The organism is Pseudomonas sp. 18173, assembly GCF_050432945.1.
Classification (GTDB): Bacteria; Pseudomonadota; Gammaproteobacteria; order Pseudomonadales; family Pseudomonadaceae; genus Aquipseudomonas.
Genome location: NZ_JBKFTN010000008.1, coordinates 32,963 through 45,631, shown reverse-complemented (window position 1 = coordinate 45,631; position 12,669 = coordinate 32,963). Strand labels below are relative to the sequence as shown.

Below are 12,669 nucleotides of genomic sequence, written 5' to 3'. Positions count from 1 at the left end.
TGGTCACGCGTCGACCTGGTCTAGCAGGTCGTGGGTACCACCGGCTCAAGGGAATTTCCAAGTGATAACAAAGATCCTGATCGCCAACCGTGGTGAGATTGCCGTACGAATCGTGCGTGCCTGCGCCGAAATGGGCATTCGCTCGGTCGCGATCTATTCCGACGCCGACCGCCATGCCTTGCATGTGAAGCGTGCGGACGAGGCCCACAGCATTGGTGCCGAGCCGTTGGCCGGTTACCTGAACCCGCGCAAGCTGGTGAACCTGGCGGTGGAGACCGGCTGCGATGCATTGCACCCCGGCTACGGTTTCCTTTCGGAAAACGCCGAACTGGCGGAGATCTGCGCCGAGCGCGGGATCAAATTCATCGGTCCATCGGCTGAAGTCATTCGTCGCATGGGCGACAAGACTGAAGCGCGCCGCAGCATGATCAAGGCCGGCGTGCCGGTCACCCCGGGCACCGAAGGCAACGTGTCGGGCATCGAAGAAGCCCTCACCGAAGGCGATCGCATCGGTTACCCGGTGATGCTCAAGGCCACTTCCGGTGGTGGCGGCCGCGGCATTCGTCGCTGCAACAGCCGTGAAGAACTCGAACAGGCTTTCCCTCGGGTCATTTCCGAAGCCACCAAGGCATTTGGTTCGGCGGAAGTGTTCCTGGAAAAATGCATCGTCAATCCGAAACACATCGAAGCACAGATTCTTGGCGACAGCTTCGGCAACGTGGTGCACCTGTTCGAGCGTGACTGCTCGATCCAGCGCCGCAACCAGAAGCTGATCGAGATTGCCCCGAGCCCGCAACTGACCCCGGAACAGCGTGCCTACATCGGCGACCTGTCGGTGCGTGCAGCCAAGGCCGTGGGTTACGAGAACGCCGGCACCGTGGAGTTCCTGCTCGCCGAAGGCGAGGTGTACTTCATGGAGATGAACACCCGGGTGCAGGTGGAACACACGATCACCGAAGAAATCACCGGCATCGACATTGTCCGTGAGCAGATTCGCATCGCCTCCGGTTTGCCGCTTTCGGTGAAACAGGAAGACATCCAGCACCGCGGTTTCGCGCTGCAATTCCGGATCAACGCCGAAGACCCGAAAAACAACTTCCTGCCGAGCTTCGGCAAGATCACCCGTTATTACGCGCCCGGCGGTCCTGGCGTGCGTACCGACACGGCGATCTACACCGGTTACACCATTCCACCGTTCTACGATTCCATGTGCCTGAAACTGGTGGTGTGGGCGCTGACCTGGGAAGAAGCGATGGATCGTGGCTTGCGCGCCCTCGACGACATGCGTCTGCAAGGGGTCAAGACCACCGCCGCGTATTACCAGGAAATCCTGCGCAATCCGGAATTCCGTAGCGGCCAGTTCAACACCAGCTTCGTTGAAAGCCACCCTGAACTGACCAACTACTCGATCAAGCGCAAACCCGAAGAGCTGGCCCTGGCCATCGCCGCCGCCATCGCCGCCCACGCAGGCCTGTGAGGAATAGAACAATGAGCAAGCAAATCCACGTTACCGACACAATCCTGCGCGACGCCCACCAATCGCTGCTCGCGACCCGCATGCGCACCGAAGACATGCTGCCGATCTGCGACAAGCTCGACAAAGTCGGCTACTGGTCGCTGGAGTGCTGGGGCGGCGCGACGTTCGACGCCTGCGTACGTTTCCTGAAGGAAGATCCGTGGGAGCGTCTGCGCCAATTGCGCGCCGCGCTGCCTAACACCCGTCTGCAAATGCTCCTGCGCGGCCAGAACCTGTTGGGCTACCGCCATTACAGCGACGACGTGGTCAAGGCCTTCGTTGCCAAGGCTGCAGTCAATGGCATCGACGTGTTCCGCATTTTCGACGCCATGAACGACGTGCGTAACCTGCGCGTGGCCATCGAAGCGGTGAAAGCCGCCGGCAAGCACGCCCAGGGCACCATCGCCTACACCACCAGCCCGGTGCACACCATCGAGGCTTTCGTGAACCAGGCCAAGCAAATGGAAGCCATGGGTTGCGACTCGGTCGCGATCAAGGACATGGCCGGCCTGCTGACGCCGTACGCCACAGGCGAACTGGTCAAGGCACTCAAAGCCGAGCAGTCGCTGCCAGTGTTCATTCACTCGCACGACACCGCGGGCCTGGCTGCGATGTGCCAGATGAAGGCCATCGAAAACGGCGCCGACCATATCGACACCGCAATCTCCAGCTTCGCCTGGGGTACCAGCCACCCGGGTACCGAGTCGATGGTCGCGGCCCTTAAAGGCAGCGAGTTCGACACCGGCCTGAACCTGGAGCTGCTGCAAGAGATCGGCCTGTACTTCTATGCCGTACGCAAGAAGTACCACCAGTTTGAAAGCGAATTTACCGCGGTCGACACCCGTGTACAGGTCAACCAGGTGCCGGGCGGCATGATTTCCAACCTGGCCAACCAGCTGAAAGAGCAGGGCGCACTGAGTCGCATGAGCGAAGTGCTCGCCGAAATCCCGCGCGTTCGCGAAGACCTCGGCTTCCCGCCGCTGGTAACCCCGACCTCGCAAATCGTCGGTACCCAGGCGTTCTTCAACGTGCTGGCCGGCGAACGCTACAAGACCATCACCAACGAAGTGAAGCTGTACCTGCAAGGTGGCTACGGCAAGGCGCCGGGCACCGTGAACGAACAACTGCGTCGCCAGGCCATCGGCAGCGAAGAAGTGATCGACGTTCGCCCGGCCGACCTGCTCAAGCCGGAAATGGCCAAGCTGCGCGCCGATATCGGTGCACTGGCCAAGTCTGAAGAAGACGTGCTGACCTACGCCATGTTCCCGGACATCGGTCGCAAGTTCCTCGAAGAGCGTGCGGCTGGAACCTTGACCCCTGAAGTGCTGTTGCCGATTCCGGAAGCCGGGAAAGTGGCTTCTGCGGGTGGCGAAGGCGTGCCGACCGAGTTCGTCATCGACGTTCACGGCGAAACCTACCGCGTTGACATCACCGGTGTGGGCGTCAAGGCCGAAGGCAAGCGTCACTTCTACCTGTCCATCGACGGCATGCCGGAAGAAGTGGTGTTCGAACCGCTCAACGAGTTCGTTGGCGGCGGCAGCAGCAAGCGCAAGCAGGCCAGCGCACCGGGCCATGTCAGCACCACCATGCCGGGCAATATCGTCGATGTGCTGGTCAAGGAAGGCGACACCGTCAAGGCGGGCCAGGCCGTGCTGATCACCGAAGCGATGAAGATGGAAACCGAAGTCCAGGCCGCCATCGCCGGTAAAGTCACCGCCATTCACGTGGCCAAGGGCGACCGGGTAAACCCGGGCGAAATCCTGATCGAGATCGAAGGCTGAGTTAACAGCCTCGATTCAACGCTTTAAACCTCGGGGGGGCATGTGCTCCCCTTTTTTTGCCTGCAATTGTGTTCCGCAAATAACAGTATGCACTGTGGGTCAGAGGTTGATCAGAATGCCATTCGCCATTGCCCCGTCATGGCATGGCTGCGGCTGTCGTCAGCGATTGCGCCGTTATAGCCGATACCCAAGGTATGCCGAGGCGAGAGTGACAGTTCCAGCCCAACGTCCAGGTTCAGGCTGTCACGATCCAGCGGCACGCCAGCGATGGTGTACTTTCGACCTCCCGTTATCAGTCGTTGGCGGGTTTCGGTAGAGGCCTCGCCATAGAGGTGTTTCCAGCTGGCACTGAAGCGAGGTGTCAGTCGCATGCCGTTATCCAGTGTGTTGAGTTTCGCCAGACGCAGGCCGAGAGTGCTGCTGAGGTTGCTCTGGAATTGGTCGTCGACTTTCAGTGCTGCAATACCCGCTTGTTCTGTGTAGCCGTTGCGCTGAAAACGTTGGTAGCCAAGGCCGGCGAATGGTTCGATGGTGATGTTGGCGCGGCCGAGGTTGTATCCGGCTTCAGCAAACGCCTGTTGGGTGCTGGCGTCGTACCTGCCTCTTGGGCGGTCACTGAAACCATAGAGGTCCACCTGTCGTTGAGTGCTGCCATCGTGATCGCTGTAGCTGGCGCCAAGACGCCAGGACATTGGGCCGCTCAGACGCAGGGCATATGCCCCCAAATGCCAGCTATCGAGGTCGCCATCGAGGTCACGGCTGTCCAGGTGAGACTGTGATTTACCGCCCATCATGCCGAAGCGCCATTCTTCATCAAATGCCCAATCCACTCCAAGAACCAGACCTTGGGTCGCGTATTTCATGGCGTCGTAGTCACGGTCCAGTGTGCCGCCATACCCCAATGCCTGTAGCCAGACTCGGCTGTCGTTCTTGTTGGCCACGGCCTGGCGTGACGCCTTTTTTTGACTGCTCAATCCCGAAACATTGTCCAACGAGCGCATCGCCGAGAGCATTGTGGCGCTCACCGCGCTGTCGCTGTTCAACGTAGCCTTGGCCAGGTTGGCGGGAGTGCCTGTAGCCAGTTGCTCGATAGCGTCAGACGCGTTGCTTGCATCAGCGCAACCCAACGCAAGTGCAATCGCCATGGAGAGTTGTAGTGGTCGGTATTTGAGTTGAACAGGCATCGAATTTGGCCTCTTTGTCAGAAGGCAAAACTCTATAAGGAAGGCTATTGGCAGCGATGTCAGGCGGTTCCGGCGGTGGTGCGGGGAGTGTCAGATTGTCACGTAGTCAATTGCGGGCTGTTCGAAAGGGGCAGTTTTTGCCCCTTCGAATTTACGGTTTTTCTCACAAGAAATCCGGACATGGCCGGCTATCGCAATGCCTTGAACCACTCTACGCGCGACACTCCACCAACCCCTTGACCTGCCCCGACGCTGTCTGATTCTCATCGCTCAGCCATCTTTCGAACCCGGCGCCAATCGCTGGCCATTCCGAATCGAGGATCGAATACCACGCCGTATCCCGGTTCTGCCCCTTGACCACCATGTGCTGACGGAACACACCCTCGAAACTGAAGCCCAATCGCTCGGCCGCGTATTTGGAGCGGGCGTTGGCGTTGTTGCACTTCCACTCCAGGCGACGGTAGCCGAGGGCGAAGGATTCCCTGGCCAGCAAATAAATCGCCTCGGTACTTTTCGGCGAGCGTTGCATCGGCGCGCCGAAGGTGACGTGGCCGATTTCGATGCGGCCCTGGGACGGAACAATCGACATCAGGCTGAGGATGCCCTGCACTTCACCGCTGGCGCGATCGATCACGCTGAAGAAGTAAGGGTCGCTATTGGCCGCATGGTTGTTCAGCCAGTCATTGAACGCGCTGCGCTCGGGGAAGGGGCCGTAAGGCAGGTAGTCCCAAAGTTTCGGGTCGGCGCCGGGGCCTTGCAGGGCTTTGAACAAATCATCGCCATGGCGCGCCGGGTCGAGTTTTTCCAGGCGGATGAAACGCCCCTCGATGGTTTGCACGGTCGGTGCCGGGACGCCTTTCCAGTCGGTGAGTGAAGTCGACATGCTGTTCTCCTTGAACCTTAAATGGCTTTGCGAAACTGGATGAAACCGGGCCGTTCGGCGATGCGCTCGTAGAGCTGGATCGCGGTGGCGTTGGTTTCGTGGGTCAGCCAATGCACCTTGCAGCAACCATCGGCCTTGGCGGTGGTGTAGACAAATTCGATCAACTGGCGGCCGACGCCGGTGCCACGGGTTTGCGGCGCCACCAGCAAGTCTTGCAGGTAGCAGGAGTTTTCGATGCTCCAGTTCGAACGATGGTAGATGAAATGCACCATGCCCACCGCCTTGCCGTCGGCCCAGGCGAGGGCTGCGTGAGTCGTCTCGCCCGGGTCGAGCATGCGTTGCCAGGTGCTTTGGGTGACGGCTTCAGGCAGTTCCGTGTTGTAGAAGCGCAGGTAGGCCTGCCATAGCGGCAGCCACGCAGCATAGTCGTTGGCGCTGACCTGGCGGATCTCGATCTGGCTCATGTTCATTCCTTAACGCATCAAGTGGGCGAGGGCCTGGTCGTGCACATCAGGGCTGGCACTCAGCCCCTCGCGCACGCCGGCAATGTCTGCGGGGCTACGGTTCTGGCTGAGCTTGCGTTTGCCTTCCAGGCGCTCGATCGGCACGGCAAAACCGACGATGGCCTTGAGCATGCCGTCGATGTAGTCGGCGGGGGCATCGGCGACCTTCCATGGCTGGGCGCGGCCAGCCTCATGGCGATCGGTGAGGGTACTAACGATGTCGAGCAGCCGCCCGCCATCACTGAATGTTTCGGCGCGGCCATAGGCGTGGACGGCGACGTAGTTCCAGGTCGGCACGACTTTGCCGTGCTCGGCCTTGCTCGGGTAAAAGCCAGGGCTGACGTAGGCATCGGCACCGGAGAAAATCAGCAGGGCTTCAGCACCGTCGCGCAGGTCTTTCCACTGCGGATTGGCCTTGGCCAGATGCCCGTACAGCGTGCCGTTCGGACCCTGTTCGCGATGGAGCAACACCGGTATGTGGCTGGCTTGCAGACCGTGCTCGCCATGAGTCACCAATATGGCGAGGCGGGTGGCGAGGATCAATTCGTGTAATTGGGACAAGTCATCGATGGCAAAGGCGCGTGGCGTGTACATGGAAAAGTTTTCCTTGGCGAATGCCTGCATCCTAGGCAGGCTATTGGTCTGTTGTAAGAGCCATTAATGACCAATTTTGTAGGTCCATTGTCATGTCGGATTCTCAGTCGCTGTCCTTGTCGTTCAATCCGGCGGGAATTGAACTTGATCGCCGTCAGGGGCTGAGTCGCCAGCTCTATCAGGCACTGCGCATCCGCGTGCTCGACGGTCGGCTCGCCAGTGGCACGCGTTTGCCGGCCAGCCGTGATCTGGCGGCGGCATTGGCGATTTCCCGCAACAGTGTGGTTCGAGCCTACGATCAGTTGTACGCCGAAGGATTCATCGAAGGGCGGGTCGGCGACGGGACGTATGTCGCCCAATTGCCGCAAAGTGCATTGCCGGCAAAAAAACTATCCACAAAAGTATCCACAGGGTTGTCAACAGGCTTACCCACAACCTTATCCACAAATTGGCTGGATTTACCTGTGGATTCATCCAGCAAAGTTATCCACAGCGGTGCGTTGGGGCGGGTTGAAAAGAACCATTTGGCGATGCCGCCAAGTGGTCCGCCCAGGGCATTTCGGGTGGGTGTTCCGGCATTCGACCTGTTTCCGTTCGAGGTCTGGGCCAAGCTGAATGCGGCTTTCTGGCGTAAACCGGATCTGCAGCAGCTGTGCTATGGCGATCCGGCAGGCGATGCGCGCCTGCGCGGGATGATCGCTGCGTACTTGCGCAGTTCACGGGGTATGCAATGCACAGCTGAGCAAATTGTGATCACCAGTGGCGCACAGCAGGGGATCAGCCTTTGTGCACAGCTGTTGGTGGAGCCGGGCGACGGCGTGGCGATCGAAAATCCGGGTTACCGTGCGGCGGGTCATGCCTTCGCCGTGGCCGGGGCGCGCTTGCACGGGGTGGCGGTGGACAGCGAGGGCATCGACTGTGCGCAACTGGCGGGGCTCACTGATTGCCGTCTCACTTACGTCACGCCTTCCCATCAATACCCCTGCGGCGTGGTCATGAGCCTGGCCCGGCGCCTGGAGTTGCTGGCCTGGGCGGAGCGCACCCAGGGCTGGATCGTCGAGGACGATTACGATGGCGAGTATCGATACAGCGGCGCGCCTCTGGCACCGTTGGCGGCACTCGATCGCCAGGGGCGAGTACTGTACGTCGGGACGTTCGGCAAGGTTGCGTTTCCGGCATTGCGCCTGGGTTATCTGGTGCTGCCGCCAGGTTTGGTGGATGCGTTCGCGCAACGGCGCGCGGTGGATGTGCGGCATTCCGAAGTGAGCACTCAGGCGGTGATGGCCGAGTTCATGGCCGCCGGGCATTTCCAGCGTCATATCCGGCGCATGCGGCGTGCGGCGCTGAGCCGGCGCAATGCCTTGCTCAATGGTTGGCCGCAGGATATTCCAGGCATCGGTAAGCTGCCCACCGTCGCCGCGGGACTGCACATGACAGTGCCGGTCGACAGCGTGGCCCGTGAACGCGAGCTGATCGAGTTAGCGAGCAGTGTCAATGTCGAGGTCAACGGCTTGAGCAGTTATTGGCTGCCGGAGTCCGCAACCCCAATGGATCAACGCGCCGGTCTGGTGCTGGGTTTTGCCGCAGTGCCCGAAAAGGCGATCGAGGCGGCGCTGCAACGGTTGCGGGCGGTGTGGCCTGCTGGCTGAAGCGCGGGCAAAAAAAGACCTGCGTAAACGCAGGTCTCGATGGCGACGGGAACGACGCGGTTGTCAGGTCCCGGACTTGATCTTGGTCCAGGCCCGGGTCCGCGCACGTTCGGCATCGCGCGGCAGCGGTTGCAGGGTGTAGAGCGTGCCCATCGCCGCTTCGGTCGGGTACAGGTTCGGGTTGGTGCGAATCGCCGGGTCGACCAGTTCCGTGGCGTCCTTGTTCGGGTTCGGGTAGCCGACGAAGTCGCTGACCGGTGCGATCACCTGGGGTTGCAGCAGATAGTTGATGAAGGTGTAGGCGTCTTCCGGGTTCTTCGCGCCCTTCGGGATGGAGAGCATGTCGAACCAGATCGGTGCGCCTTCCTTGGGCAGGCGCATGTCGACGACCACGCCGTTCTTGGCTTCCTTGGCGCGGTTGGCGGCCTGGGAGAAGCTGCCGGAGTACCCGACCGCCACGCAGATGTCGCCGTTGGCGATGTCGGCCATGTACTTGGAGGAGTGGAAGTAGGTGACGTACGGACGGATCTTCATCAACAGCGCTTCAGCCTTGTCGTAGTCCGCAGGCTTTTTGCTGTTGGGGTCCAGGCCAAGGTGTTGCAGGGCCAGCGGCAGGATCTCCGACGGTGAGTCGAGCAGGGCCACGCCACACTGCTTGAGCTTGCTGATGTTTTCTTCCTTGAAGATCAGGTCCCAGCTGTCCACCGGTGCATTGTCGCCAAGCATCGCCTTGACCTTGGCCGGGTTGAAGCCGATCAGGATGGTGCCGTACATGTAGGGCACGGCGAACTTGTTGCCCGGGTCGTTGGCCTCGATCAGCTTCATCAGCTTCGGATCGAGATGGTTCCAGTTCGGTAGCTTGCTGCGGTCCAGTGGCTGGAACACGCCGGCTTCGATCTGCTTGGCAAGGAACACGTTGGACGGCACCACCACGTCGTAGCCGGAGTTGCCGGTCAGCAACTTGGCCTCGAGGGCTTCGTTGGTGTCGAAGATGTCGTAGACCAGTTTGGTCTGGGCGTTCTGCGCCTTGAAGTCTTCCAGGGCCTTGGGGGTGATGTAGTCGAACCAGTTGTAGACGCGCAGCGTGCGTTCTTCAGCGTGCGCGGCACCACTGAGCAGCGTGGCGCACAGCGCGGGAGCGATAAAGCGCTTGAGTCTGTTCATTGTTGTTTTCCTCACTGGGCGCTTTCAAAGCCTTCGAGTACGTTCACGGCGTTGATGCCGATTTCTTCCACCGCATAACCGCCTTCCATCACGAACAGCGTCGGTTTGCCGAGCGCCGCGATGCGCTTGCCCATGGCCAGATAGTCCGGGCTGTCGAGTTTGAATTGCGAGATCGGATCGTCCTTGAAGGTGTCGACGCCCAGGGACACGACGATGATGTCGGCAGCGTAGTTGTCGATCTCTTTGCAGGCCTGCTCCAGCGCCGCACTCCAGGTGTCCCAGCCCGAGCCTGCGGCCAGTGGATAGTTGAAGTTGAAGCCTTCGCCGGGACCTTCGCCCAGCTCGTCTTCATAGCCGAGGAAGAACGGAAACTCGGCTTCCGGGTGACCGTGGATCGAGGTGAACAGCACATCGCTGCGCTCGTAGAAAATCGACTGGGTGCCGTTGCCGTGGTGGTAATCGACGTCGAGGATCGCGACCTTTTTATGGCCTTGATCGAGGAACGCTTGCGCTGCGATGGCAGCGTTGTTTAGGTAGCAATAGCCGCCCATCAAATCGCTGGCGGCGTGGTGTCCCGGTGGACGGCACAGGGCGAAAGCTGAACGGGCGCCGCGCTGGATTTCCGCCTGGGCGGTCAGCGCCACTTGCGCTGCGCTGTACGCCGCTTGCCATGTGCCCGCGGTGATCGGGGCGCCACCGTCGAAGCTGTAGTAACCAAGCTGGCCATGCAGGCTGGTGGGTTTGATTTGGCGCAGGGTACGAGCCGGCCAGGTGTAGGGCAGCAGATCGCCGTCGGTGTTGAATTCGGTCCAGCGTGCCCAGGCACCCTTGAAGAACTCGAGATAGTCACGACTATGGATGCGCGCGATGGGCTCCAGGCCGAAATCCTTCGGTGCTTCGACGGGGCCCAGTTCCTGGTTTTTTACCCGTTGCAGGACGTGGTCGGCACGCGATGGCATCTCGAAGCAGGGCTTGAGTTGACCATCGATCAATTCACAACGGCCGTGGTGCAGGTGGTGATCATCCGAGTAGATCGTCAGCATTTCTTGTTCTCCGCAGGCTGATTCGGTTGCACACAGTCTTGCGGCGCGCAGGGTTTAGGAGAACGGCAGGAAAGGCCAAAAGGGGATCGATGTGGCCAAAAAATCTGACCGAAATTCGCCCCTTGTTGGCGCAAGGGTTGTCAGTGCGGCCTGAACTGACTCGGCGCGACACCGCTCCAGCGCACAAAGGCATGGCGAAAACTGGCGGTCTCGCTGAAGCCCAGGGCCTCGGCGATTTGATAGATCGGCAGTTGATCCTCACACAGCATTTGCTTGGCCTGCTCAAAGCGCAGTTCGTCGAGCAGCTCCTGGTAACTACAACCCATGTCCTTGAGATGCCGGCGCAAGGTCCGCGCCGAGCAATTCATCTGCTCGGCCAGGCCTTCCAGCCCCGGCGCTGCATTCAATTGCGCGCTGAGCAATTGGCGAATCCGCCCGAGCCAGGCCTGGCGCCCGGTGAACTCGATGTTCTGTTTGCGGCAGCGTTCGGCCATGGCTTGATGGGTGATCACATCGGCCAGCGGCAACGGCTGCTCGAGCCAGCGCTTGTCAAAGGCGAAGGCATTGTTGCGTGCGCCGAAATGCACAGGGCAATCGAAGTGTTCGGCGTAGCTCGTTTCGTAGTCGGGCGCGGTATGTTCGAAGCGTGCGCCGAGCAAGGGCAAGGGATGGCCAAGCAAATCGTCGCAGGTGACTTTCAGCGACACCAGGCAGAACTCGGCATTGAACACCGCCATGGCCGGGCTCTCGCGGTAATCGGCGGCGGCGAACCAGATGCGCTCGCCATCGTCCTCCAGACTCAGCTCGAACAGTGTTCCCAGCAGCGCCGGATAACGCATCGCCAGACGCAAAGCGTCACCGAAGGTGGCACTGGTGAGCAAGGCGTAACCGAGTATGCCGTAGCAGGAAACGTGCATCCGCCGGCCCAGTTCCAGGCCGATGTCACGCTTGAGGGCGACGGCGTTGGCACAGACCTGCATTTCCTGATTGGTGGTGATGCGTGTGTCTGCGCGGTTCAGATCCGCCGCACTGATGCCGCTGCCGGCCAGCAGCGCCTCGCTGGACAAGCCTTGTGCCTTGAAGGCATCGAGTACCAGGGAGACGGCGTTGAGGGTGGTGAGGTGGGAGTGAAGCATAAGGACTTCCAGCCTTGGGATGGCTGGAGCACAGCAAGTTATATGCCGAGGCACAAAAACTGTAGGAGCGAGCTTGCTCGCGAAAAACTCAAAGGCGCCGCTGGGCATCTGGTTTTACGCGTTATCGTTCACGACCATCGCGAGCAGGCTCGCTCCTACAGGTGTTTTGTGTGGTGTCAGCTCAGTTCGCCGCACAGGTCCAGTTCAACGAGACGGCGAACTTCAGCCGTTTCAAGACCCGCACCGAGCAACCCGTGCAACTTGCCAAACGCAGCCTCACGAGTCATGCCGCCACCAGACAACAGACCGGCGTCACGCAAGCGGCTGCCTGCCTCGTACACGTCGAGCTTCACGCCACCTTCATGGCATTGCGTGACCGCGACCACCACCACGCCATTGTCCCGTGCCCGACCGAGGCTGGCGAGAAACCCGGGGTTGTCGCTGGGCCCGGTACCGCTGCCATAACATTCCAGCACCAGACCCTGGATACCGCTGTTGAGCAGGCCATCCAGTTGTTCGGAGCCGATGCCAGGAAACAGCGGCAATACCGCGACCTTCGCCAATTGCTTCGGCTGGTTGTAGTTCAATTGCGCCGGTATCGAGGCAGCTTTCAGACCACCACCCTGACGCACCAGCCGCTTGAACGGATGACGGCCAAAACTGCGTACCTTGGCGCAGCGGGTCGGGTCCAGCAGTTCGCCATGGAAGTACAGATGCACGCCCGGCGCTATGCCCTGACCCAGTGCAACCAGCGCGCCGCCGAGGTTTTCCCAGGCGTCGCTGTCGGTGACGCCGGCCGGCAGCATGGAGCCTGTGAAGCACACGCGGGCATGCAGGCCGAGCAGCTGGAAACTCATGGCGGCGGCACTGTAGGCCAGGGTGTCGGTGCCATGCAGGATCAGCACGCTGTCGCAGCCCTGGACATCCACCGCATCGACTACCGCTTCACGCAGCTGCTGCCAATACATCGGGGTCATGTTGGCGCTGTCGATCAGCGGCGACATCTCGCGAAAGCGCCACTGTGGTACCACCAGATCGGGTTGGCTGTGCAGATACTCTCGCATCCGCGCTTCGAAACCGGATGCCGGGGCCAGGCCATGGGCGCTGGCCTGCATGCCGATGGTGCCGCCGGTGTAGAGCACCATGACGTGCTGGGCGGCAGGGTAGGTCGAGGATTTCATGGAGACTCTCCGGGAGCGATGACGTCCCTTGTGGG

10 protein-coding genes and 1 pseudogene are annotated in these 12,669 nt (G+C 60.7%); 3 read left to right on the top strand and 8 right to left on the bottom strand.

What is annotated here, in order from left to right; genetic code table 11:
• Positions 1 to 61: 61 nt before the first annotated feature.
• Positions 62 to 1,477 (top strand): acetyl-CoA carboxylase biotin carboxylase subunit, encoded by a 1,416-nt coding sequence (locus ACLD1X_RS11295; RefSeq protein WP_007971702.1) that lies wholly within the window; start codon positions 62 to 64, stop codon positions 1,475 to 1,477.
• 11 nt (positions 1,478 to 1,488) lie between these two features.
• Complete coding sequence (oadA, locus tag ACLD1X_RS11290) at positions 1,489 to 3,297, top strand: sodium-extruding oxaloacetate decarboxylase subunit alpha (protein ID WP_429367622.1); 1,809 nt, start codon at positions 1,489 to 1,491, stop codon at positions 3,295 to 3,297.
• Positions 3,298 to 3,407: 110 nt separating this feature from the next.
• On the opposite strand, the pseudogene ACLD1X_RS11285 reads toward oadA, so the two are convergent.
• From ACLD1X_RS11285 to ACLD1X_RS11270, 4 genes and pseudogenes are all read right to left on the bottom strand, one after another.
• A pseudogene (locus ACLD1X_RS11285) lies at positions 3,408 to 4,400 on the bottom strand (autotransporter outer membrane beta-barrel domain-containing protein); the annotation flags it as partial.
• Between the two features lie 292 nt (positions 4,401 to 4,692).
• A complete protein-coding gene (locus ACLD1X_RS11280) occupies positions 4,693 to 5,364 on the bottom strand; it encodes a GNAT family N-acetyltransferase (protein ID WP_429367620.1) in 672 nt (223 codons plus the stop codon).
• A 17-nt stretch (positions 5,365 to 5,381) separates the two neighbouring features.
• Positions 5,382 to 5,828 carry an N-acetyltransferase family protein gene (locus ACLD1X_RS11275; RefSeq protein ID WP_429367618.1) on the bottom strand — a complete coding sequence of 149 codons (447 nt, stop codon included), beginning with the start codon at positions 5,826 to 5,828 and terminating at the stop codon, positions 5,382 to 5,384.
• Positions 5,829 to 5,837: 9 nt separating this feature from the next.
• Positions 5,838 to 6,461, bottom strand: coding sequence for an FMN-binding negative transcriptional regulator (locus tag ACLD1X_RS11270; RefSeq protein ID WP_429367616.1), 624 nt, complete (start codon positions 6,459 to 6,461; stop codon positions 5,838 to 5,840).
• Positions 6,462 to 6,553: 92 nt separating this feature from the next.
• Here ACLD1X_RS11270 and ACLD1X_RS11265 point away from each other — a divergent pair, with 92 nt between their 5' ends.
• Positions 6,554 to 8,110: a PLP-dependent aminotransferase family protein gene (locus ACLD1X_RS11265; RefSeq protein ID WP_429367614.1), complete on the top strand. Its 1,557-nt coding sequence runs from the start codon at positions 6,554 to 6,556 to the stop codon at positions 8,108 to 8,110.
• A 63-nt stretch (positions 8,111 to 8,173) separates the two neighbouring features.
• Here the strand turns inward: ACLD1X_RS11265 and ACLD1X_RS11260 are convergent, their stop codons facing one another.
• The 4 genes from ACLD1X_RS11260 to ACLD1X_RS11245 all read right to left on the bottom strand — a co-directional run bounded on the left by ACLD1X_RS11260 (position 8,174) and on the right by ACLD1X_RS11245 (position 12,634).
• Entirely contained in the window at positions 8,174 to 9,274 is a 1,101-nt protein-coding gene (locus ACLD1X_RS11260; RefSeq protein ID WP_429367612.1) for a polyamine ABC transporter substrate-binding protein, read from the bottom strand.
• Between the two features lie 11 nt (positions 9,275 to 9,285).
• Entirely contained in the window at positions 9,286 to 10,317 is a 1,032-nt protein-coding gene (locus tag ACLD1X_RS11255) for a histone deacetylase family protein (protein WP_429367610.1), read from the bottom strand.
• 140 nt (positions 10,318 to 10,457) lie between these two features.
• Positions 10,458 to 11,453, bottom strand: a complete 996-nt coding sequence (locus ACLD1X_RS11250) for an AraC family transcriptional regulator (protein WP_429367608.1) — start codon at positions 11,451 to 11,453, stop codon at positions 10,458 to 10,460.
• A 176-nt stretch (positions 11,454 to 11,629) separates the two neighbouring features.
• Positions 11,630 to 12,634 (bottom strand): asparaginase, encoded by a 1,005-nt coding sequence (locus ACLD1X_RS11245; protein WP_429367606.1) that lies wholly within the window; start codon positions 12,632 to 12,634, stop codon positions 11,630 to 11,632.
• Positions 12,635 to 12,669 lie beyond the last annotated feature (35 nt).

Excerpts from the sequence above, each read along its gene's own strand:
- ACLD1X_RS11275 (WP_429367618.1), bottom strand. The coding sequence starts at position 5,828 with ATGAGCCAGATCGAGATCCGCCAGGTCAGCGCCAACGACTATGCTGCG.
- ACLD1X_RS11245 (WP_429367606.1), bottom strand. The coding sequence starts at position 12,634 with ATGAAATCCTCGACCTACCCTGCCGCCCAGCACGTCATGGTGCTCTAC.
- ACLD1X_RS11250 (WP_429367608.1), bottom strand. The coding sequence starts at position 11,453 with ATGCTTCACTCCCACCTCACCACCCTCAACGCCGTCTCCCTGGTACTC.
- ACLD1X_RS11260 (WP_429367612.1), bottom strand. The coding sequence starts at position 9,274 with ATGAACAGACTCAAGCGCTTTATCGCTCCCGCGCTGTGCGCCACGCTG.
- oadA (WP_429367622.1), top strand. The coding sequence starts at position 1,489 with ATGAGCAAGCAAATCCACGTTACCGACACAATCCTGCGCGACGCCCAC.
- ACLD1X_RS11280 (WP_429367620.1), bottom strand. The coding sequence starts at position 5,364 with ATGTCGACTTCACTCACCGACTGGAAAGGCGTCCCGGCACCGACCGTG.
- ACLD1X_RS11265 (WP_429367614.1), top strand. The coding sequence starts at position 6,554 with ATGTCGGATTCTCAGTCGCTGTCCTTGTCGTTCAATCCGGCGGGAATT.
- ACLD1X_RS11270 (WP_429367616.1), bottom strand. The coding sequence starts at position 6,461 with ATGTACACGCCACGCGCCTTTGCCATCGATGACTTGTCCCAATTACAC.
- ACLD1X_RS11255 (WP_429367610.1), bottom strand. The coding sequence starts at position 10,317 with ATGCTGACGATCTACTCGGATGATCACCACCTGCACCACGGCCGTTGT.